Annotated in this window: 14 protein-coding genes; 9 read left to right on the top strand and 5 right to left on the bottom strand. The window is 57.0% G+C overall.

Features of this window, described 5'->3' with window-relative positions; genetic code table 11:
- The first annotated feature begins 315 nt into the window (after positions 1 to 315).
- From NG895_RS18705 to NG895_RS18675, 7 genes are all read left to right on the top strand, one after another.
- On the top strand, positions 316 to 1,572 hold the full coding sequence (locus tag NG895_RS18705; protein ID WP_252854050.1) for a WD40 repeat domain-containing protein: 1,257 nt from the start codon (positions 316 to 318) through the stop codon (positions 1,570 to 1,572).
- Between the two features lie 289 nt (positions 1,573 to 1,861).
- A complete protein-coding gene (locus tag NG895_RS18700) occupies positions 1,862 to 2,983 on the top strand; it encodes a WD40 repeat domain-containing protein (RefSeq protein WP_252854049.1) in 1,122 nt (373 codons plus the stop codon).
- A 600-nt stretch (positions 2,984 to 3,583) separates the two neighbouring features.
- Positions 3,584 to 4,618: a 6-bladed beta-propeller gene (locus NG895_RS18695; protein WP_252854048.1), complete on the top strand. Its 1,035-nt coding sequence runs from the start codon at positions 3,584 to 3,586 to the stop codon at positions 4,616 to 4,618.
- Positions 4,619 to 4,861: 243 nt separating this feature from the next.
- Positions 4,862 to 6,175, top strand: a complete 1,314-nt coding sequence (locus NG895_RS18690) for a hypothetical protein (protein ID WP_252854047.1) — start codon at positions 4,862 to 4,864, stop codon at positions 6,173 to 6,175.
- Between the two features lie 163 nt (positions 6,176 to 6,338).
- Complete coding sequence (locus NG895_RS18685; protein ID WP_252854046.1) at positions 6,339 to 7,454, top strand: TolB family protein; 1,116 nt, start codon at positions 6,339 to 6,341, stop codon at positions 7,452 to 7,454.
- A 152-nt stretch (positions 7,455 to 7,606) separates the two neighbouring features.
- Positions 7,607 to 8,308 carry a hypothetical protein gene (locus tag NG895_RS18680; RefSeq protein ID WP_252854045.1) on the top strand — a complete coding sequence of 234 codons (702 nt, stop codon included), beginning with the start codon at positions 7,607 to 7,609 and terminating at the stop codon, positions 8,306 to 8,308.
- A gap of 384 nt (positions 8,309 to 8,692) precedes the next feature.
- Complete coding sequence (locus tag NG895_RS18675) at positions 8,693 to 9,562, top strand: DUF1559 domain-containing protein (protein ID WP_252854044.1); 870 nt, start codon at positions 8,693 to 8,695, stop codon at positions 9,560 to 9,562.
- Positions 9,563 to 9,573: 11 nt separating this feature from the next.
- On the opposite strand, the gene NG895_RS18670 is transcribed toward NG895_RS18675, so the two are convergent.
- The 5 genes from NG895_RS18670 to NG895_RS18650 all read right to left on the bottom strand — a co-directional run bounded on the left by NG895_RS18670 (position 9,574) and on the right by NG895_RS18650 (position 19,879).
- Positions 9,574 to 10,776, bottom strand: a complete 1,203-nt coding sequence (locus NG895_RS18670; RefSeq protein ID WP_252854043.1) for a PEP-CTERM sorting domain-containing protein — start codon at positions 10,774 to 10,776, stop codon at positions 9,574 to 9,576.
- A gap of 83 nt (positions 10,777 to 10,859) precedes the next feature.
- On the bottom strand, positions 10,860 to 13,601 hold the full coding sequence (locus tag NG895_RS18665) for a serine/threonine-protein kinase (RefSeq protein WP_252854042.1): 2,742 nt from the start codon (positions 13,599 to 13,601) through the stop codon (positions 10,860 to 10,862).
- A gap of 11 nt (positions 13,602 to 13,612) precedes the next feature.
- Positions 13,613 to 14,230: a sigma-70 family RNA polymerase sigma factor gene (locus tag NG895_RS18660; RefSeq protein WP_252854041.1), complete on the bottom strand. Its 618-nt coding sequence runs from the start codon at positions 14,228 to 14,230 to the stop codon at positions 13,613 to 13,615.
- A gap of 307 nt (positions 14,231 to 14,537) precedes the next feature.
- Entirely contained in the window at positions 14,538 to 19,064 is a 4,527-nt protein-coding gene (locus tag NG895_RS18655) for a choice-of-anchor Q domain-containing protein (RefSeq protein WP_252854040.1), read from the bottom strand.
- A gap of 104 nt (positions 19,065 to 19,168) precedes the next feature.
- A complete protein-coding gene (locus NG895_RS18650) occupies positions 19,169 to 19,879 on the bottom strand; it encodes an LEM-3-like GIY-YIG domain-containing protein (protein ID WP_252854039.1) in 711 nt (236 codons plus the stop codon).
- On the opposite strand from NG895_RS18650, the gene NG895_RS18645 reads away from it, so the two are divergent.
- Positions 19,866 to 20,681 carry a restriction endonuclease subunit S gene (locus NG895_RS18645; RefSeq protein ID WP_252854038.1) on the top strand — a complete coding sequence of 272 codons (816 nt, stop codon included), beginning with the start codon at positions 19,866 to 19,868 and terminating at the stop codon, positions 20,679 to 20,681. The genes NG895_RS18650 and NG895_RS18645 overlap by 14 nt on opposite strands.
- Positions 20,678 to 22,321: an ATP-binding protein gene (locus tag NG895_RS18640; protein ID WP_252854037.1), complete on the top strand. Its 1,644-nt coding sequence runs from the start codon at positions 20,678 to 20,680 to the stop codon at positions 22,319 to 22,321. The genes NG895_RS18645 and NG895_RS18640 overlap by 4 nt, the downstream gene beginning before the upstream one ends.
- Positions 22,322 to 22,436 lie beyond the last annotated feature (115 nt).

Raw genomic sequence — 22,436 nt, 5'->3', positions numbered from 1 at the left:
GAAATTGAGCGCTCGGCGCGTCGCTTTCGCATCCGCATGGCGAATTCATAGGTAGAGGCAGGCGTGATTTACAGGATCACGCTAGTTGCACCTTACCACTGGGGGGCGGTAAGGTAGCACTGCATCAAGTCAGGCATTCGTCCCTCCTGGGCCGCGACGACACCTTGTTTATATTCGCCAGTGATCTCCAACGAATAGCTGCCGCCAATAGCCCGCCCACTGAGGTGAGCATTCTTTCTTTCGGCTTTTCGTTCCACTGGTCTGCTGTTCGATGGCAGCCCGTTCCCTATCGACTTTCCTTGGAGATGCCCTGCCATGAAATCCACGCTTTATTCGCTGAAGTGCCTTCTGTTTGCTATCGCGAGCTGCCTCACCAGTCAACTCGCAAATGGCCAGCCATTCGATTTGCAGTTCACGCTCGACGATCCAACGTCGCATCCGGGTGACGAGTTTGGCGCTTCCTTGGCAGTGGACGGCAATACCGTCTTGATAGGAGCATGGGCGGACGAAACCTTCGGCGACAATGTCGGCCAGGCGCATCTCTTCAATGGGACGACCGGAGCGCTATTGCGCACATTCAATGATCCACATCCAACGGAGAAAGATGCTTTCGGGTTGGGGATAGCGATTGATGGCGGTCGTGCCCTGATCGGCGAATATGGCGACGATACGAACGGCCAGAATGCCGGACGTGCTCACCTGTTTGACACAACGAGCGGTGAACTCATCCGAAGCTTCGATGCCCCGACACCAAGCAACAAGTGGTTTGGCGTGGCGGTGGATTTGGAGGGAAATTCAGCACTAGTAAGTGGCGGCGAAACTACTGTTCTTTTTGACGTGACGACCGGAGATGTTCTGCAGACCTTCTCTGACCCGTCGAACGCAGACAGTGGGTTTGGAGCGAGCATCGCACTGGCAGGTGACCGCATCGTGATAGGTGCAATCAACGACGACACGAACGGCATGAATGTGGGTCGTGCGTACCTTTTCGATGCAACCAGCGGCGACTTGCTGCACACCTTCGACGATCCTACGCCCACCAGCAATGACCATTTCGGCTGTTCTGTTGCTTTGGATGCCGATAGCGTGTTGATTGGTGCATACTATGACGAAACAAATGGGCGAGATGTGGGGCAAGCCCATTTGTTCGATGCGACCACAGGTAGCTTGCTGCGCACGTTCGACGATCCGACGCCCACTGTAGGAGATGTGTTCGGAATACATGTTGCCTTGGATGAAGGCCTCGCTCTCATCGGAGCGACCGGCCACCATGAATCGCAGCATCGTACCGGTGAAGCTCATCTGTTCGAAGTCAGCACGGGCGAGTTGGTGCAGACGTTGACCTACCCTGGTCCCGCACCAGCTGATCCGACCAATGGAGCACAGTACGGTTCGGTGGCCATGGACAATGGCACGATCGCGATCGGTGGACGCTTTATTTCCAACGACGATGGATTGAAAACCGGGCGTGCTTACATCTACTCCACCGCAACAGTGCCAGAGCCGCCCGCAGCCCTACTGATGGCGGGAATCGTGATCGGAGGTGCCGTTCTCTATCGTCGCCGCAGCTAAGGTTACCGCGAGTAGGAATCCGTAGCACTTGATTGACGCATGCTCGATTGATGTTCGTTGCCTGTAGTAGTCTCGATCGTCGAGACCGCTGCAGCGGTTCTGGAGGTATCTATTGCACGATTGGCCACCGCCCAGGGGATTGCGTTCCGCCCCCCTCATTCAAGAATCCAATTTTTTCACTTTTTCGCGCGTCGCTTTTCGCTCGTCAATGCGAATTACCCCTCAAGCGACCGTCCTTCCTACCGGAACACGGCTGTCAGCAACTATTCAGATAAGAAAGGGGACTGCAATGAGGACCATCAAAACTGCGGCTGTCGTCGTCCTGGCAGCATGGATCGGTTTCGCGACACCCGTCCTGGCCAAGAAAGGTGGCAATGGCAATGGTGGCGGCGGCGGCGATGACGGTGGCACCACCGTGCCGAATGCCCCGGGGGAGATAGCCGTTAGTGATAATGACTTCACCAGCGAAATGTCGCTCGACGGCACCGCCTACCAGCCCACGCTAGCCCCCGCCGATGCCGACCCGTCTAACCTGACTTTTGCCAATGGCGAACGATGGTACCTGACGACGAAGGTCACGAGGACTCTGCCCATGTTTGAGGACGGCGTTCAAACGGACGTCGTCGAATGGGTCGACGTGTTCGCCGTCAACTCTCTGACTGGACAACAGATCCAGCTAACTGATTTCGCAGCAGCCGGATGGTACGTCGACTACCGGTCGCTCACATGGGCGCGAGATGGACAGGATAGCTACATTGCTTGCGCGCTGTTTGATGAGTCTAGGTACCTTGTAGTCGTAGATGGGGAGTTGGGGTTTGAAGTAACCGACTACGAGTATGCACCAACTCCACTGGTGCTCATTCCGTACTCGTCAACGGCCGTAGACAATGCGTATCGCGCCGGCCTGCCGATGCCCTTGATCACCAGTACAGCTGCTACCATCCTGCCGCATGCTCCCGTCGGCTCGGGTGGTTCGGGTAGTTATCTTGCTCGAGAGTTCTCAGTTTCGGCAGATGGAGTAACCGGAGCCTACATGACTCTGGACTTTATCTATCGAGAAACAGTGATCTTCGACGTTCCCACGGGAGCTACCCTCGCGGTGATTCCCGATGCCCGTGATCCCAGCTGGAGTCCCGATGGCTCTAAACTCGTCTTCGCAACACGCGATACGGTAAATGTGTTCGACACACTTTCAGGAGTGACGACCGTGCTGCAAACCGATATTAAACGCGAGCAGTCGAACTTTTGGAATCCCGAGTTCAGTCCCGACGGCAACTACATTCTGTACTCATCGCAACATCCTCAAGGCAAGGACATCAGTTTCGAGGCACAAGTAATGAACTCGGATGGTTCAGACCGCGTGCAGGTGGATACCCGTTTTCGGGAGGCTACTCGCTGGGTCTCAGATTAGCGACAGCTGGGGGGCTTGCGTCTCCACTTACGGGACCCTCCGTGGCTCGTTAGCGCTACAGGCGGCACCGAGCAGGCTGCTAAAAAACGGCTTGTCGGCGGACGAGAACAATATTCCCATTCGCCTCTCTAAGTGATGGGCAACGCTCCTACATTTCGAACTCAATTGCATGATTTGGAGGAAAAACTAACCAGACTGGGGTCGAATCTTTGGTGCTTAGCAAAAATTCGAGCCCGATGCGCGTCGGATTCTCGCCAGGAAGGCGAATTCACTGGTAGAGGCAGGCGCAACACTCAACTCGGCGGCAGTTGCAACTTACCACCGGGGGGGCGGTAACTTAGCACTACTTCAAGTCAGGCAGGGGGGCCCTGGGCTGCGATGACACACTCTATCTAAACGCCAGTGATCGAAGCGAAAGATGTCTACTGAAGCACTTCTTGTGGCGTGTCCGCCTGTGTAGGGCATACTGTTGCGGCTGCGGTCCAGAGCCGACCAAGGGTGCTAGCGGCGCAACGATGCTTGCCCCCTCGGAGTACTCTCCATTGGGCATGAACTCCCCTTATCCACAACTTCAAACGAACGTTTCTCCATCGCTCTAGTATGTTTACCGGCCTCCCAAAAATCATGGCACCATTGATGCGAAAGCAACTTTTTAGCCCGATCGTCTATGCTCTACTCCTGCTGTCCTCACCTGCTTCGGCCGCCCAGGTGGAGTTTCTCTTCTCCTTTGGTACCTGGGGATCCGGTAACAGCCAATTCAAGAAGCCTACCGACATCGAGATCGATGCCGCTGGCAAGGCGTACGTCACGGATCGTGGAGGCAACGACCGCGTGCAAGTGTTCGACAATGCGGGCAGTTATCTATATCAGTTCGGCGGTGAGGGCAGCGACGAAGGAAATCTTGCCCATCCGATTGGCCTTGCGATCGACGATGCGGGCTCCATCTACGTAGTAGATTCTGAATCCTACAGCAGAAGGGTGGTGGTGTTTGATAATTCAGGGTCCTACAAAAGTCAATTTGGAAGCCATGGTGACGGCAACGGACAATTCCGGGTCCCCGTCGGCGTCGCGGTGAATAGTTCTGGCGACGTCTATGTAGTTGATGCATGGTCGAATCGCCTGCAGAAGTTCGACGCGGCGGGCAACTATACTGCACAATTTGGAAGCGCCGGAAACAATGCGGGGCAATTCAGCAATCCTGGTTTAATTACCATCGATGACAGCAATGCGCTCTATGTCGCAGATACATTGAATCATCGCGTTCAAGTGTTCAATGACGCAGGGGCATACCAATTCGAGTTTGGGAAGCTCGGAACTTCGGATGGACAGTTCCATGAGCCGACAGACGTCGCCATTGACTCCAACGAACATCTCTTCGTGACGGATACACGGAATGACCGAGTGCAAGTCTTTGACCAGTTCGGATCATTTCAATTCTCTTTCGGAGAATCGGGATCAGAGGTAGGGCAATTTGACGATCCCCTGGGTCTAGCAATCGACCCAACCGGTCGGATTTGGGTGGTCGATAGCGGCAACGAGCGTGTTCAAGTGTTCCGCGTTGTACCCGAACCGGCTTCATTTTGGCTAATCGGTGTACTTGCCCTCGGCTTAGTGGCTGTGTGGCGTGTCCTTTGATGCCCACCAAATGGTAGAAGTAAGCGCAGGGCCATTACGGCGACTAGGTAACACTGTTTCTATGCAACGGTTATCCAAACAAGCTGATCTACTGCATCCAGTCATCCCTTTGCCACTCAACCTCCTAAACTCGACTTCGGTGTCGGCTCGTGCCGCTATATGGAGTGATCTTCAGCTGTGGTTGCTGGCTTCCCCGAGATATGGAATGTTACGATGACTACTACATCTGTGGCCCCCTCGTGCGTGTTGTTGATCAGCTTTTGCTTTATTGCCGTTCAACACCAAGAGGGTTTGGCAGGACCATTTGCCTATGCTGCGACGCTGAACAATCCAACACCTGAAGTTGGTGATCAGTTTGGTGTGTCCGTTGCTGCTGACGGAGATATGATTCTGATTGGTGCTCGAGATGATGACTCCGCCGGGACCGATGTTGGACAGGCGTACCTGTTCGACGGCGCTACCGGCGCTCTCCTACACACGTTCGACGATCCAACACCTACGGTCGACGATAGCTTTGGCTACTCAGTGGACCTCCAGAGTAACTACGCACTGATTGGCGCCCCAAGCTTCGGATTTCCGGGCAACCGCTACGGGGATGCTTATCTATTCGATGTAACCACTGGGAAACTCCTCCATTCGTTTGCAGATCCTTCGCCCCTTCCTGCGGATGCGCCTGCCCCATCGGACTACTTTGGTCATTCAGTCGCAATCGATGCCAATCATATCCTGATCGGTTCGCCTTCGGACGATACAAACGGGTTCCATGTGGGCCAAGTCCACCTGTTTGACGCCGTGACTGGTGGGCTACTTCGGACATTCGATGACCCAACGCCCACTCCGTGGATTGGGTCCACGGTGGGTGATCGTTTTGGAGACTCCGTTGACATCGATGGTGACTATGTGCTTGTCGGCGCCTCGAGCGATTCAAGCAATGGCCTGGGGAAAGGGCAAGCTTATCTTTTTGATACCAATACGGGTGAACTGCTTCAGACCTTCAACGACCCAACGGAAAGCACCAGAACAACTTCTTCGTCATGCTGTTTCGGATATTCTGTTCGCGTTGATTCCGGCCGGGCCCTAATAGGAGACCCCGCCGATGACTCTACTGGTGTTGAACAGGGGCAGGCACACCTATTCGACTTAGGAACTCGTGAACTACTCCACACATTCGATGATCCGACTCCACGGTTTGGATTCGATCGATTTGGCCAGTCTTTGGACCTGCTGGGAGACAACGTGCTAATCGGTGCACCCGGCGACTACCAGGCAGATTTGCCAGTTGGTCAGGTTCATCTATTCGACGCGCAGTCTGGAATGTTGCTACAAACACTTGATGACCCCACGGGCGATGGCCGTCGATTTGGGAGCGCGGTGGCAATACAACAGGGCACGATTGTCGTCGGTGCGCGTTCAGACGCAACCTTGGGACCAAACGTCGGGCAGGCCTATGTCTTTCGCCAGGTTCCAGAGCCATCGTCGATCTTCGTATGCTTGATCTGTGTTTCGGGGCTAGTGGCCTTGCGATGTAAGTTCGATCGGGGAGCTACGCACCGATGAGCCGTTCCCTAAAGTGGTACCAGCCACGCCGCGATTAATCGCTACTTTTGAGCAACTTTCGAATTTCGCGCGTCGCTTTTCAATCCCCACGGCGAATAGACCCTTAAGCCCGCGTGTTGCGGTCTAAAAACACGCATCTACACGCCTTTGAAGGGGGACCAAAATGGCAAGCCGAAGTCGCTTGGGATTGGTTGTTATTCTGTTGCTCGCACTCATCACTCCACCAGTTCAAGCCAAGAAGGGTGGCAATGGAAACGGAGGCGGGGACGACGGTGGCACCACCATACCGGACATTTCAGGCGAGGTGGTTTTCTCCGTCGATGGAGTTACCTACGAGGGCAAGGTGGACGCATCGGCCGTGCACCCCACTTTGGCGCCTGCCACTGACCCGTCGAATCTTTCGTTTGCAGGAGGTGAGCGGTGGTATCTCAGTGTGGAAGAGGTCGGTACGGTCGCCGTTTACGAGAACGGTGAGTTCGACAGCTTCATCGGATGGACGGAGCTGTTCGCGGTAAACTCGCTGACTGGCGATAGAATTCAACTCACCGACTTCGCTGGCGATGGACTTTGGCTGAATGATTCAGCAAAGTGGGCTCGCGACGGTCAGGATAGCTACATCTGCTGCTCGGTGAACGACTACTCGCAGTACATGTTCGTACAAGACGGGATTCTGAGTGTCGACGTCACCAATCTCGTGGACCCACCGTCCACTTTGACGCTTGTACCGATCTCCTCAATGGAGGTCGATCAAGCTTACGACATCGGTATGCAAATTCCAACGGTAACGCGTCTGGATGTGTTGGAGTTGAATCACCAGGTGTTGCCTCCGCAGGACTCCAGCTACCAAGGCGTGGCGAAAGAGTTCCAGTTATCGCCCGATGGCGTGACGGGAGTCTACACTGCCTATCAATTCATCTACTACGATTTGGTGGTCTTTGATGTGGCGACTGGTGGCGTCATCGCCTTTATTCCAAATGGCCGCGATCCATGTTGGAGTCCCGACGGCAGCAAGATCGTCTACTCTGACAGGGATACGATCTCCACCTTCGATGTCGCTAGTGGTGCTACTGCCATACTGAAGGAGCGGATCGATCGAGAATTGATCAATCTGTACGCTCCAGAGTACAGCCCCGGTGGGGAGTACATCGTCTTTTCAGCTCAAGTCAAGGCAAAAGGAAACTCCTACCCGAGCCAGCGTCAATTGATGAGGTCCGACGGAACCGATCACGTCCACTTGAGCGACGCCATTGGATACCCGATCCGCTGGGTTTCCGAGTAGCGACAGCTGGGGGGAATTGCGTCTCCACTTACGGGACCCTCCGTGGCTCCGATGAGCTACCGGTGACACCGAGGTGGGAGCGCAGTTCTTAGCGCGAAGTTGCTTCTATCGACAACCATTTCGCTATCTTCATAAGTAACAGGAGCTGGACGATGCGTGGACTGCTAGCAACACTTCTCGGGGTCGCGATGATACTCAATATGACACCGCCGTGCCCTGCAGGTACCATTGATGGCATGAGCACAAGTGCGCCAAACAACGATGATTACGCTGGCACCTACAGTGACTCGCCAAATGAGTTTGGGCGGGGCCTGCTGGCACTCGAAGTGGACTCCATATTTCCTGTTTTGGACTCCGGCGGGGTGACCGAATATCAATACGATCTCGCATTTTTGGGTAGCGGCGGAGGGCAAGCCGCTTACCACTTTGAGCTCGGCTTTGGCACCGGCGACCGTTTTATCCGCGCAACAAGTGTAGTTCCAGCGCTGGACTTCGACGCCCCCTTGCCATCGACGCCCGCAGTTACCTCCTCGGTTTACAATCAGATCGATGTCTTTCCCCATCTGATCAACTTCAGTGACGGCGAACTGCCTGGCTTTGTTTTCTCTGCCATGCGCGTATCATTCGACGTGCCAGATTTGCCAGAGTCGGTACTGCAGTACTACACCGACGAGCAACTCGCCAATCTACCGGAGGGAGCGAAGGCGTTTACTCTTCGCCATCGCGCCGGTCTGGGACGGGTTCCAGAACCCGCGTCGTACCTTATGACCGTACTTGGCATCGCGGCGCTCGTGGCCTTTAGTCACCGGGCGAAAATTGGTCGCCATAATCCCAGCAAGCGGCGTAGAACGTGAAGGGCCGCTCCGGAGTCGTCCTACTCCCGCCCGCTGGGTCGCCGACCTGCGGCAGTTGTGTCTCCACTCACGGGACCCTCCGTGGCTCGGCCGAGCTGCATCTTCAGCAGGTACTACTGGAGGCGCCTCCAAGAGACCTTCCTGACGATGCTGGATCAGAAACATAGTGTGTGCACGAAAGTGCCCAGTACTGATCGGCTCGCCATCTGGCCAGGTTTGGCGCGGGATGTCTAACCAGTCCCCGCTCTCCTCGGGCGGCCGATAAGACTCATGCTGCGCGCACCTGCACCACTAGGCCATAGCACACCGCTATTCCTTTAGAGAAGCATGAATGCGTCAAGAATTGGTTAGTGAACGACCTTTTCGGTTTGTATACTGATCCGCATGTTTCAACTTGGAAACAACGCGTGCTCACGTGCTCGACAGGCGTTTACGCTCGTTGAGATCCTGGTCGTGATCGCCATTATTGGCGCGCTGGTGGCGTTGCTGTTGCCGGCCGTGCAGGCGGCGCGGGAGTCGGCTCGGCGGTCGCAGTGTAGCAACAATTTGCGTCAGCTCGGGCTGGCACTCCATCAGTACCACGGCATCTACAACAAGTTTCCCAAGGGTGTTGAACTTCTCCGTGGCTGGACGTTTCAGGCCCGGACGCTGCCGTATCTGGAACAGAACGCTCGCTACGACCAGATCGACTGGGAGGCGCTCGATTGCTGGCAGGCCAATGTCGATGCGGGCGGACATGGTGTGCCCTCGCAGCCGCTCGCATTCATGAACTGCCCCAGCGACGGCTTGGCCGGCTCGCTGTACGACGACGGGGAGTGGGGATTCTACGCTAAGGGCAGCTACATGGGCGTGACGGGTAGCAGGCCGATGTTGTCTTACGATGGGATGTTGTACGTGGAGAGCAAAGTGCGGCTGGCGGAGTGCACCGATGGAGCCTCTCACACGCTGCTGGTAGGCGAACGGGGAGTCGTCGACGATAGTGACCGGCCGTGGCTGGGACGTTGGTGTTGCTCGTTCGGCACGGTGGCGGTGTTCAATAGCGGCGAGGGCGACAATTTGCTGAGCACCGCCCGTGGGCTGCATCCACCCCGCGACGGCGAAGACAGCGCGCTGCACTTTTGGAGCCATCACCCGGCTGGCGGCAACTTTGTGTACGCCGACGGCAGCGTTCATCTGCTGGCGTACGACATCGACCAAGAACTGCTCGACGCGCTGGCGACTCGCGCCGGTGGCGAAGTGATCGACTTGAACTAAGCAAGCCGTCCTCACCGTAACGCTCGCCTGCGCACCAGCGCCGCACCTGTCAGTGCAAAGGCCACTAGCACTAGCGAACTCGGCTCGGGCACCGCGGTGCTTGTAACAGGCGATGGCGACGCAGCCCCGAAGTTGTCTTTCCACGTTGTGTACTGGTCCATCCCGATCACACCTCCATCGGTGTCATTCGGTAGGGTGCCGGACGCAGCGCCCAGGTTGTTCCTCCACACCGTGTAGTCGGCGATGTTGACAATACCATCGTCGTTGTAGTCGCCGGGACGAGATTTGGAAACTATTTGAAATACTTGCACACGGTTGTTGTGGTAGTCGGCCACGAACAATCGGCTATTGGCGTCGAATGCCATGCCTACTGGGCCGTGGAACTCGGCTTGGTTAACGCCAGAAGAGCCGAAACTGAACTGGAAAGTCCCGGTTGGGTCAAATACCTGAACTCGGTCGTTCTGACTATCTGCCACCCACAGGTTGCCGGACGGACCTAGGGCTACTGCCTCGGGGCCTGAAAACTGGCCTTCGCCTGTACCAGCCTCGCCAAACTGATAGAGGAAATTTCCGTTTCCGTCGAACACTTGCACACGGTTATAACCCCAATCGGGCACGTAGACTTTGCCGGCGTCGTCCAATGCTAACAGGCCCGGACCCTCGAAGTGCCCTTCGTTTGCACCGTGCCCTCCAAACTTGAAAAGATAATCGCCAGTCGCATCGAAAACCTGCACAGGGCTAATACGAGTATCAAGGTCTGACACGTAGACGAGTCCGGACTTCGAAATTGCAATCCCTGCAGGATTCTCAAACATTCCATCTCCGATCCCTCTGCTTCCAATCTGGCCAAGGAATGCACCACTTTGGCTAAGGATTTGTACTCGCCCATTTGAAGTGTCTACTACGTACAAATTGCCGTCAGGTCCTACAGCGAGTCCCTGAGGGCGATCAAACTGAGCGTTGCCAGTTCCCGGGGTACCGATCTGGTGCAAATAATTCCCCTCAAGGTCAAACATCTGAACACGGTCTCCCCTTTGGTCGGATACGAAAATACGGCCGGCTGGATCGATTGCAAGGTCTACTGGGCGTTTAAATTGACCGGCACCTTCCCCTTCACTTCCGAAGGCGAAAAGAAACTCAATTTGAACTGCTGGAATGGGCTCAACAAGGGTTAAGCAAAGAAATGCTACAAGGCATGGAATCTGTGATCGCATAGTATCTCCTTCAACGGGTGCAGGATGCAAAGGATACGCACGACACTGTGCCGTCATGGCCAAGCTAATTCGATGTCACAACACTAGCCGCCTTCCTGTGCAGCAACATCATCGCCCAACTCATAAGGAGCACTCACCCTGTCGGATAAATAGGGGTCGCTGAGACGATTCTGTATCGATTCGATCGCCTCATCGAACTGAGGACGGTTTTCTGGTGGCTGCTTGGCCTGCAGCATCAAGAGAATATCCAGTGCACTTTCAAAAGACCGGCGGGCCTCTTGCTCGCAGCCCGCTTGTGCCAGGTTGTCGCCGACCTCCTGATGTGCCTCGCCGACCGTCCAGATGGCCAAGTCGTCGTCGTAGCGGCTGCGAGCCTCTTCGAGCAGGCTGAACGCCCGCGACGCGAATTGCTGGGCGGTTTCGCGTTGAGCTGTAGCGGAAAGGTCCTGGTCGTTGTGTGCGAGTTCCGCGCCCTTGGCCAGCGAGATCGCCGCCTGGGTGACTTCGAAGGGAACATCGGGTAGTTCACTGGCTCGCTGTTCGGCGGCCGCAGCGAGCGCTTCGTAATCGCCAAGTTCGGTGAGCGCCGTGGCAAGGTGTTTGTGGTGGGCCCGCAAGAAGTCCTCGGCGTGCTCGTAGACTGGCTTACAACGCAGTGCCCGCCGCGGGTGTTCCAGCGCCTCTTCCGCTAGTCGGCGGCCTTCGATGAAGTCGCCTCGACGATTAGCGAGTGCAGCAAGATTGCTGACCGTAGCACCCGCGCGACTGTGATACTCCGACTCCAATGGCTCCAGGAGCGTTAGCGCCCGCCAGTCCCCTAGCGATTTTATCCATAATTCCTCGGCCTCCTGCGGCCGCCCCCCCTGGGCCGCGTAGAGACCGAGGTTATACCGGCACATCGCCAGCGTTTTGGTTTCGATAGTCCGCTGCGGGGCATCCTCTAGTCCTTGCTCCCAGGCCTGCTCCAATAGCGGCAGCGCCTGGCGGCAAGTCTCTTCCGCCTCCGGCATCTGGTCCGCCGCTGCCTGAGTCACACTGCGGTTGTAGAGGTTCTTGCCCTCGAGGTAGTCGTTCAGAGCGAACTCAGGGTGATCCTTTCGCAGCGCGTCGACGAAGTGTCCCGCGCGCCGCGACTCTCTCATCGCGTCCTGCAGTCGTCCCTGATCTTTGAGGAAGATAGCGTAATCGTCCACACAGTGAATCAGCCGAGCACGATTCTGAGGACTGTCGTCCAACTCGGTTGCCAATTGAATTGCCTGTTGATACGCCTTGTCTGCCTGCTGCGGATCATTGCCAGTAGCATCGAGGGCGTCGCCAAGCCGCTCGTTGAACACCAGCAGGCGATAGGCGGGCCAACTGGTGGGCTCCACACCATTTTGCGAGGCAAACTGTTCGTAGAACTCGATCCCCCGGCGTTGCAGCTCCCGCCGCTTATCGCCAATCGGCTCGACGATCAGATCGCCAACGACCGACTCGGCTAAGGTCTCATCCAAGGCCGCTAGTGCCAGGTCGAGATTGCCCTCCGCCTTGTCGGCATTCGCCACCGCCAGGGCTCGTTCGCGGCCGATCATGGTTGTAGCCACGGCCAGGCCAATGCTGGCCAACAAAAGTGCGCCAAAAGCGACGGCCACCGCTGTAGAGTGTTGCACCGCCCACCGCTTCGCTCTTGCCGCGAGCGATGGAGGAGAGGCAGCGATCGGTCGATCGCTCGCAAAGGCTCGCAGGTCGTTGGCCAGCTCTAAAGCCGATGCGTAGCGATCGGCGGGTTCTTTCTCAAGCGTTTTGGATACGATCGTCTCCAGATCGACCGGGATTCGCGAGTCGATTTGGCGGAGCCTCGGTGGCTGGCGTTCGGTGAGTTGCACCAGCAGCTTCGCTCGGTCTTTTTCGGCGAACACCGGCCGCAGCGTGAGCAACTCGAACAGCGTTGCCCCCAGGGCGTAGATGTCGGTCCGTGCGTCGACCAGCCCAGGACGACCGGCGGCCTGTTCGGGGCTCATGTAGCGGAGCGTGCCGAGCACGTCGCCGGTGAGCGTTGCTCCAGCATCGGCCTCCAGCCGCGCAAGACCAAAGTCTGTTACGTGCACGCGCGCGTCGGCATCGAGCAGCAGGTTGCCCGGTTTAATGTCGCGGTGTACGATGCCGCGCTCGTGAGCGTACTGGAGGGCCTCGGCCGCATCGGCGATAAGCAACGCCGCATCGCGAAAGTACTGAAGTGGGTTCTTGGTACGCGCCGTCGATAGATTGGCGATCGCCACGGTTTCCGCTGCCGCCTGCGGTTCGTGGTCGGTCTCACTCGGCGTATCCTTGAGGTGGTGGATCGCCTCGGCCAGGCTAACGCCGTCGACGAGTTCCATCGCATAGTAGTGCACGCCACGCTCAACTCCCACGGCGTACACGCCGACTAAGTTCGGGTGCTGGAGCGTGGCGGCCGCCCGGGCCTCGTTCTTGAAGCGTTCGAGTTGCGTAGAGCTAAGTGTCGCGGCAAGTGGTAGAACCTTGAGCGCCACGCGGCGGTCGAGGGAAAGCTGCTCGGCCTCGTACACGACGCCCATGCCCCCGCGGCCAATCTCGCGAAGAAGGCGGAAATCGCCAAGGTCTTTGCCCAGCGGCGCGGCATCGGGTTGGTCTTCCAGAGACGCAAGCGCTTCAATCGCGGGCAGCAACTGGCGGAGTCGCTCGCCGTGTTCAGGAGCCTGTTCGATGACCCGGTCCGCCGCTTCGTGTTGCCCGTGCTCGACCAGCGAGGTGATCTGCTCGACCAACTCGGCGAAGCCGACATCGTTCTCAGCGGCGATCGTCGGTGATGGTGGTCGGACGGCCATGGGATGATTTGTTACGGGTCGGAGGCGAGTGCCTTTTGAAGTCGTTCCAGTGCGCGGGCTTGCCGCATCTTTATGGAGGCTTGGGTCAGGTCGAGTGTTTCGGCGATCTCGCGGATTGTCAGGTGTTCGAGGTAACGCATCACCAGCAACTCCCGGTCGGCCGGCAGCAGTTGGTCCAAGGCCGTCCGCACTCGTTGCCGCATCTCTTGGCGGATCGCCTTGCGCCCCGGATCGGTCCGCTCCGACACGAACCGTTCGGCAAGTTGACCGATCGATTCGTCCGACAGCGACCAGTCGCGGTCCTGCTCACGATGAACCGATCGCCGCGCCGCTTTTAGGTGGTGACGGTGAAGCTTCACTAACCGTTGCCAAGCGATTTGCCGCAGCCAGGGGTAGAACGACACAGCAGGTTCGCTCGCGTAGCTGGGGAGCCGCTGGAACGCCTCGGCGAGGGCCTCTTGGACGACGTCCGAGGGGTCGACCCGCGCCGAGATTCGGGTATCAAGGTGCACCGTTACCATCCGCCGGAGGCGTGGGCGGTGCCGGGCCAGTAAATCCTGAGCCGCGTTTTGGTCGCCTTCGGCGACGCGGCGGAGGAGCTGGTCCGTATCGGGATGAGTGTCGGTCATTAGCAGCCGTGGGGAGTTGATGTCCTCTACTACTGGTCTGCCTAAACGCCCGTGAAGGGTAACACAGAAAGTTGGGAAATACAGCAGTTATTTCCCGTGGGAAGAGGAGGAACTCGTAGTAATGTCTTACCGCACAAGCACTTGTGGCTTGGGGGACGCGATGCAGAGTGGTGCCAAGAGGAGAGGCGGCAAACTCGTTGAGTCCGCACTTGGGTGAAGAAACCGCCGGCGAGTTGGTGCGCTGGCGATCGCGATCGGAGGAACTATCCGCTCGATGTCGAGCTTGGCCACACATCTCGCAGCGGGCTTAACTCGGCCGTGCCACCTCTGTTAGTTCGTCGAATTGGCGTTGGTATCCGATCCCACGCTGGTCAAATTGTGGAGGATTTGTGGGATCCGGGTTCCCTGCATCGACCGCGGGACTGCCAAACCGCAATGCGTGCGTAGGATTTGCGCCGCCGTTGTCGGCCAATGGATCAAGATTGGGGTCCACTCCGAGGATATTGCCGCCACCATCCACTAGCACGGCATCGTCGAACACTTGAATGAGGCTGTACTTCGATTGTAATGCACCAACTGCATCGGTAACGATCGTATTTTCAATGCTGACCGTTCCGGTGGAATTCGAGAGAGCGTCGACAATTGTCGCGTAACGTACTGTCAGGTCCCCATCATCATTGAATATGCCACTGCCACTGGTTGCGCTGTTGCCGGAAACGGTGCTGTTCTCGAAGACGAGACGACCGCGATTCGCCAGGCCACCGCCCTGCATCGCGGAATTTTGATCGATCGTAGAGCTGTCGATCTTCACCCGACTGGTGGCGGCATCGCTCGTCTCCATCGACGCAATGTAAACCCCACCGCCTTGGGCAGCTTCGTTTCCCGATATTCGCCCAGTGGTTAGTGAGAAAGTTGCGCCGCCATCTAAGTCGATGAACAGCCCTCCCCCCTGATCGCTGGCCATACTGTCGGTGATTGCGATATTGTTGAGTAACAGGGTTTCGGTTGTAAGCAATCCGCCGCCACTACCCACTACCGCGCCGCCAGTTATCGACAGATCCGAAAGGGTAACTCTTTGAACTAGCTGCTCATCACCATCGGCTATTCGGAAGATGCGAGAAGCTTCGTGGGCATCGATTACCAATCGATCTCGACCGGGGCCGACGATCGACACGGAGTCGGTGATTTGCAGTTCCCCCAAATCCAGATCGATTGTTCGAGGATCTGCAAACACCACCGGATCGAAATTGATCGTTTGTGTTCCAGGGAGGAGATTTGCCCAGCCAACTGCTTCTCGGAGTGACAAATCTCCAGGATCGTAGACCGCGTCGAACTCGTCATCAATCGTGCTCACCACCAGCGAGGACGGCGGCTCGATGCTTAGCTCATACGCACCAATGTCGATCGACGCTCCACGCAGCCGAGGGAAACCGGCGCCGCGTTGATCATGCCACGCAAGCCCGTCCGAACCCGGTAACACGTCCGATTCACCAGCATCGATCGCCGGGCTGTTGATGCCCAGGCGATGTGTCAGCGTTGGCCCGCCGTTATCCGCCAGGGGCGCTAAGACTGGATCCATTACCCCTGTCTGATCGCCTGGCTGGTTGAACCGTCCGACACCGTTGCCAATTCCAATGAGGTTGTAGCCTAAAGACTGAATCGTGTTGACAGTCGCGCTGCCAACATCGCCGTTGATATTGCCCGCGATAATCGTCGAGTACACTTCGGTGCGGGCCTGAACCAGTCCGCTCGCCACTCCTCCAACGATCCCAATACCGCCCGGAGACGAATTGGCGGTAATGGTACTGTGTTCAATGTGTCCCCGACCTGACAGGACGTGGACCCCTCCGGCAGCATAGTTGGTACCACCTGCCCCCGCCACGTTTCCCGAAACGGTCGATTGATCCACATGCAACTGGTAGACCATCGAGAAGGTATCGTCAAAGAAGAATACTCCGCCCCCGCTGTTATCAGCGGTGTTTCCGCTGATCGTAGTGGCCTCGATAGCAGTATTGACCGATCGAGCATAGATTCCGCCGCCATTGCCGTGTGCCGTATTTGCGTCGATCGTTGTCGTTTGCAGGTCGGCATCGCCAGCCACGATCGCCAATCCCCCTCCTGACTGGTTCGCGATATTGCCTGTTATGCGGCTGCGCTGGAGCAGAAGGCTGCCGCCGGAGCTGTAGATAGCCCCACCATCGTTGCTGGCATAGTTGTCCGACAAGACGACATCTGCAAGCGTAAGCGACTCTCTCGACAGCAGGCCGCCTCCATTCTGGGCAACGGGCAAGTCGCCACCGGTTAGCGTTAAACCTTCAAGCCGCACCTGGCTCATGTTGCCGGCATCGCCATCGTCAATACGTAGAACGCGAAACCCGTCCGCAGTTGATGACACTCCGTCCAGGCCGTTACCCGCATCGATGGTCAGCAGACCACTACCGGGACCAACAATATTGCGATCGGAGTCAATCACTAACTCGCCGAGGACAGAATTGAGCTCGATCACTCCGTTCACAGCAAAGCTGATCGTTGTATCTGCGGGGGCCAGAGCAATCGCGTCGCGGAGCGAAATATCGCCATCCACGATACTACCGTCAGCTTCATCTACCAGCGTATCAATAGCAATCGTCGACGTGACGGTCACCTCAATCGCCTGCTGGGCGACTCCCCCAGCACCATCGCTGGCTTCCACTGTCACTTCGTAGACATTGTTGCCGTTGACATCGGCTGGTACATCAAAATCGGGGGCCGTCAGGAAGACCAAATCGCCACCGCGGGAGATCTCGAACATGCCTGCATCCGCGCCGCCTGCAAGCGAGAAACTCACCACCTGCTGGGGCAGGTCTTTGTCTGTAGCAGTTACACTGAGGACTGCTGTCGAGTTTTCCGGGACGCTGACCGAGTTCACAGAGCTAAAGACGGGAGGTGCATTGGCATCATTCAAGAAGAGAACATGCGCTGCTCCACTATTCGTGCCGCCCAAATCGCTCAACTCTCCACTGACAATGAGATCCATCACCCCATCGCCGTTTAAATCCCCCAGCGATGAGACCCCTGATCCAAAGTTGTGACCATCCGGCAACACGGGGCCGCCAGAGATGCCACTAGCCACCTTGTTGATGACTCCGACGGAGCCATCTTCATGGAGGGAAAGCAGGTAGACGGCACCGCGATCGATTCCCGCCGTATCGTCATAGGCCGCCCCGACGGCCAGGTCTACAATCCCATCACCGTCTGCGTCGCCTATGGCATCTACCGCGAAACCAAAGGAATCGCCGTCATTTAGCGCAGGACCGCCGTTCAGATTGCTGGCGATCTTCGTGTAGGTAGCGACGGTGCCATCTTGTTCGAGATAGAGCACGTACAGGGCACCTCGATTCGTTCCCCCCGTGTCGTCCAGCACCGCGCCAACTACCAGTTCCGTCGTCTGGTCACCGTTGAGGTCTCCCACCGCCACCATTGAGCGCCCAAAGTAGTCGCCGTTTGCGAGCGCCGGACCACCTCCGACGTTGCTGGCAATCTTTTGGAAGTTCTTCACGGATCCATCGCTATTGAGCATCAGAAGGTGGACAGCGCCGCGATCGCTGCCACCCGTGCTGTCGGTAAGTGAACCTACCGCAAGATCATCAATTCCATCGCCGTCAAAATCTCCTAAGGGAGTTACCGCCCACCCGAACCTGTCGTTATTGGCCAGCGGAGGGGCACCATTCAGTCCACTAGCTATTTTGGTGGTGGAACCGACGGTGCCGTCCGAGTTCATAAGAAGAATGTAGACGGCGCCGCGACTTGCTCCGCCCGTGCGATCGTTGTTTGCGCCAATAGCCAGGTCGACAATCCCATCCCCATTTAAGTCACCCACTGCGGCAATCGAGCGGCCAAATTGATCATAGCTTGACAAAGAGGGGCCACCCCCTGTGTTATGGGCGATCTTGCTATGGCTCTTGACGGTCCCGTCAGGGTTCATGAACAAGACGTACACTGCTCCACTTCGCTGTCCTCCCGTGTCGTCGCCCGTAGCACCAACCGCTACGTCCACCACTCCATCGCCGTCGAGATCACCAATATTCGCCGTCGAGCCTCCGAAGTAATCGGCCTCTTCGAGCAAGAGCCCTTGGCTACCACCGCCGATTTCGATCGTAGCACTCGGATCAACGGAGCCATCGGTCGGACGCAAGATGCTTACTCGATAGTCTTCGACCTCCCCATCGCTGGCCGCGCCCGTTGGAGCTGATGCCGCAGCGTCGGTACTCAGTCGAAACCGAGCGTAGGTCGATTGGACGGCATCGAGGGGAACCGCAGGGAACTCCAGTGTCGCCATCTGGGCCACCGTCCCGTCAGGAATCACGATGAACGCCCGTTCTGCGGCACTGTCAAACAGTCCGTCGCCGTTGTAGTCGATCCACCCGTACAGCGTGGCGGCAACGCCGGTTGTGTTGGTAACCCAAAGCCCAACGCGGGGTACGGTGCCCGTCGTCAGGACCAGGCTTCTGAGCGGCCGGGCGACGCCGTCTTCGTCGTCCGGCAGCGCTGAATCGATGTCATCCGCGTCGGCCAAGAGCCCCTGCAGCAGACCGTCTTCGGCGTCGACGGTGGCTCCGATATGAAGCCCCGCGATTATGGCATGCTGGGGACCACCGTCAATCGCTAAGGTCTGGTAGTCGAGCGGCCCCGTGCCCACGCCCTGGTCTGGGGCATCTCCAAAATCGACCGCCAGGAGGCGACGATCTTCGAGCACCTCGAAGTTCATTCGTCGAGATGGTGATAGCGTTGCCTGCTCGCCACGACGACGTCCCGGCTTCGCGCCCTGCTGCCACATCCGATCCCGCCCAGCCATGCTTACCCCCGCGATCGATGTCCCGAGAAGAGATCTGTTTGCCAGACCGGAACATAACACCCCGAGAGGACTAACGTCAAACTTATGGAAACTTGCGCTACGGGTCAGCAATTCACGTACTTCACCGGATTCTGACTGCCCTGCTTAAAGTACTTCTCCACCGAGCGATTCAGGTACTTCCGTCGAATCTCTTCGGGTGCCAGGATGCCGACGAATTCCCAGCGGCTGGGACCACTGCCGCGTTTGCCGTGGTAGTCGTCGTTTCGCAGGGACGATCCACCGGGCAGCCAACTGGTCACCTGATACACTTCACGCACGTTGCCCTGATACACCGGCAGTGCATATTCCACTTCCACACGCTTGTTGCCTAGCCGCCAGGCACTTCTCGTTGCGTCATATAGCTCCACGGCCGACATACCGTAGTGAAACGCCCTGCTGATGTTCACCAGCAGTACCGGCTCGGTAATTTTGATGGGGCGGGCATCCAGCCGATCGGCAATCTCCTGCACACTGGCTCGTGCGCCGTACCGCGATCCATGCCCACGGGCTGCATTGGTGAGGTTGGAGATGTCCAACAGATCGATGGCCGTGGCCTCAACCAGCAGCGCTTCCTTTTCGGTAAGACCGTACTTGAGTATCTCGATCCGCGGTTCCAAATTGAGCTTGCGCAACTCGGTAATCCGTCGCACCTTATCGTTGTCGCGCGTTCCCTTCAGGTGCACGAAAGCCCTGTTCCCCTTGCCCTTACCGATGTAAAACACCTGCTCGTTGCGGGGGTCGATGTATAGGTACACATAGTACTTGATCCTTAACAAAAGTTCCTTTTCCAATATCACACTTTCGGTTCCCCCGAAAGCGAGTTGGCCGGAGATCGGGAGAGTCCTCTCTGCCTACGACGATCTGATCGAAAACAACCGGCGGCGGATTGAGCTTTTGGAGCAGTCGGCGCGGCTGTTGTACAAGGAATGGTTCGTCCACCTCCGCTTCCCCGGGCATGAGCACGTCAAGATCGTGGACGGCGTGCCGGAGGGGTGGGAGCGGAAGCCTTTTCCAGAGCTCGTAGACTTCAAAGAGGGACCTGGGCTGAGAAACCATCAGTACAGAGATGCTGGCATCCCTTTTCTGAATATAAGGACATTTGCAGATGACGAAATCGACCTGTCAAAGGCAAAGTGCATTGATGAATCAGAAGTCGAGGCGCGCTACCAGCACTTCTTGCTCGAGGCGGACGATCACGTGGTATCAAGTTCCGGAACGCTGGGACGTTTGGTAACAATCAGGGCTTGTCATTTGCCAGTAATGCTGAATACAAGTCTTATCCGCATGCGCCCGAAGTCCAATATGAAGAAGTGGTTCTTGAAGGCGTATCTGAAACACGGCGACTTCATCGACCAGGCACGATCTATGGCTACAGGTGCGGCCCAACTGAACTATGGACCGTCTCATTTAAAGATGATGACGGTACTCACGCCGACGTCTTCATTGGTCGAAATGTTTGAGGACCACGCGGAGCCAATTTATGAGCAGATAAAGGACCTTCTCGATTCTAATCGCAAGCTTTCGGCTGCCCGAGACATACTTCTTCCAAGGCTAATGAATGGGGAGATTGCGGTATGAGCGGCGAGGGCCAGAATCGGGACTTCAATTCACTTGGTATGCTGACCAAGAAGAACCCCGACTGGCTTGAACTGGCGAAAACGTGCGTATGCTTCGCCAATGCACAAGGCGGGCAGGTTCTGATCGGTATCGAAGATGGGCAGCAAGATCCGCCGGCTGGTCAGAAGGTCGACCCGGAACTACTGACGGCCATCCATCGACGTGTTGGCGAGTTGACGGTGAATGTAACGATTGCCGTCGAAATAAATGTATCTTCTATCACAGGCGGCGAGTATCTGGAGGTGACCATCGCTCGGTCCGCGTCGCCCGCATCGACCACGGATGGCCGCTTCTACCACCGCGTCGGCGATGCCTGCAAGCCTCTAATCGGTGAAGATATTCAGCGGTTGCTCAACGAACGCAACGCCCAACCCTGGGAGACGCTAACTTCATTAGGTGTGCCGCGCAACCGGGTGGATCCTGATTTGCTGGCCGCATTCATTGTAGCTATTCGCGGCTCGGATCGCGTAAAGGAGTCGGTCAAAGAAAAGACCGAAGACGAACTACTGGACCATTATTTACTCGCTATCGATAGCGAGTTGACCAACTTGGGCATCCTCTGCGTTGGCCGCCGTGAAGATCGAGCGCGTCTAGGATCAGCACCGGCGATTCAGTGCATTCGGTATGACGCCGAGGGGCGAAAGATCAACAAGACACCATGGGATGATCATACTCGCTCGCCCATGCAACTGGTGGATTCGGTGTGGCGAAATGAGGGCGCTTTTCAAGAGACGTATGAGATCCCCGACGGACTCTTCCGGCAGCAGGTACCCGCTTTCGACGAGCGGGTTGTGAGAGAGTTGCTGGTCAACGCGATCGCCCATCGTCCATACACTCAACGCGGAGACATTTACCTCAATCTATATCCTGATCGCCTGGAGATCGTGAATCCTGGGTTGTTGCCACTTGGAGTCACGCCACAAAATATTCTGCATCAATCGGTTCGGCGAAATCCAGAACTGGCTCGAGTATTTCACGACCTGAAGCTCATGGAACGCGAGGGCAGCGGCTTTGATCTGCTGTACGAAGTACTGCTCTCGCAAGGGCGGCCGGTGCCCCAGATTCGGGAGGGGACCGATCGAGTAGAGGTGACTGTCGAGAAACAGATCGTAAAAGCAGAGGTCATCGACTTCTTGGCGAAAGCCGATAAGGTGTATCAGCTACGCCAGCGGGAGAAGATCACCCTGGGGCTGTTGGCGCAGCGTGATGCGATGTCCGCACGCGAACTGTGCACTGCATTGGAGCTTTCTGATGTCAGCGAACTTTCGCCTTGGCTTGGTCGGCTGCTTAAACTCGACATTGTGCGACAGACTGGAAAGACTAAGGGTACAAGGTACTTCGTGACGCCCAAGATCCTCCGGGATCTGGAGTTCCCGGCTCAGACGAGCTTGGCGCGGATTGAGCCTCACCGACTTGATGCGTTGGTGCAGGAGGATGTCAGGCGGTATCCTGGATCGTCGATTGGCGAGATTCATGAACGGATTGGCCCCGAAGTCGACCGCCGCAAAGTGAAGTCGGCTCTTGATCGGCTCTGCGAGGGTGGGCAGACTCGCAAAGAGGGCGAGAAGCGAGGCAGGAGGTACTGGCCAGGCGAACAGTAGTATCGACGATTTTGGGGGTGAATAGCCGCGGGTTTGTCGATACCGATACACCAAAAACTCACATAAGTCCATGCGTGACAAGGACTTGCGATTTCGACACTTTGCCACCAAATGT

The sequence above is a fragment of the Aeoliella straminimaris genome (assembly GCF_024054565.1).
Classification (GTDB): Bacteria; Planctomycetota; Planctomycetia; order Pirellulales; family Lacipirellulaceae; genus Aeoliella; species Aeoliella straminimaris.
The sequence above is the reverse complement of the archived record's forward strand: the minus strand, read 5'-3'. Positions and strand labels throughout refer to the sequence as shown.

Excerpts from the sequence above, each read along its gene's own strand:
- NG895_RS18705 (WP_252854050.1), top strand. The coding sequence starts at position 316 with ATGAAATCCACGCTTTATTCGCTGAAGTGCCTTCTGTTTGCTATCGCG.
- NG895_RS18700 (WP_252854049.1), top strand. The coding sequence starts at position 1,862 with ATGAGGACCATCAAAACTGCGGCTGTCGTCGTCCTGGCAGCATGGATC.
- NG895_RS18695 (WP_252854048.1), top strand. The coding sequence starts at position 3,584 with ATGTTTACCGGCCTCCCAAAAATCATGGCACCATTGATGCGAAAGCAA.
- NG895_RS18685 (WP_252854046.1), top strand. The coding sequence starts at position 6,339 with ATGGCAAGCCGAAGTCGCTTGGGATTGGTTGTTATTCTGTTGCTCGCA.
- NG895_RS18680 (WP_252854045.1), top strand. The coding sequence starts at position 7,607 with ATGCGTGGACTGCTAGCAACACTTCTCGGGGTCGCGATGATACTCAAT.
- NG895_RS18675 (WP_252854044.1), top strand. The coding sequence starts at position 8,693 with ATGTTTCAACTTGGAAACAACGCGTGCTCACGTGCTCGACAGGCGTTT.
- NG895_RS18670 (WP_252854043.1), bottom strand. The coding sequence starts at position 10,776 with ATGCGATCACAGATTCCATGCCTTGTAGCATTTCTTTGCTTAACCCTT.
- NG895_RS18665 (WP_252854042.1), bottom strand. The coding sequence starts at position 13,601 with ATGGCCGTCCGACCACCATCACCGACGATCGCCGCTGAGAACGATGTC.
- NG895_RS18660 (WP_252854041.1), bottom strand. The coding sequence starts at position 14,230 with ATGACCGACACTCATCCCGATACGGACCAGCTCCTCCGCCGCGTCGCC.
- NG895_RS18655 (WP_252854040.1), bottom strand. The coding sequence starts at position 19,064 with ATGGCTGGGCGGGATCGGATGTGGCAGCAGGGCGCGAAGCCGGGACGT.
- NG895_RS18640 (WP_252854037.1), top strand. The coding sequence starts at position 20,678 with ATGAGCGGCGAGGGCCAGAATCGGGACTTCAATTCACTTGGTATGCTG.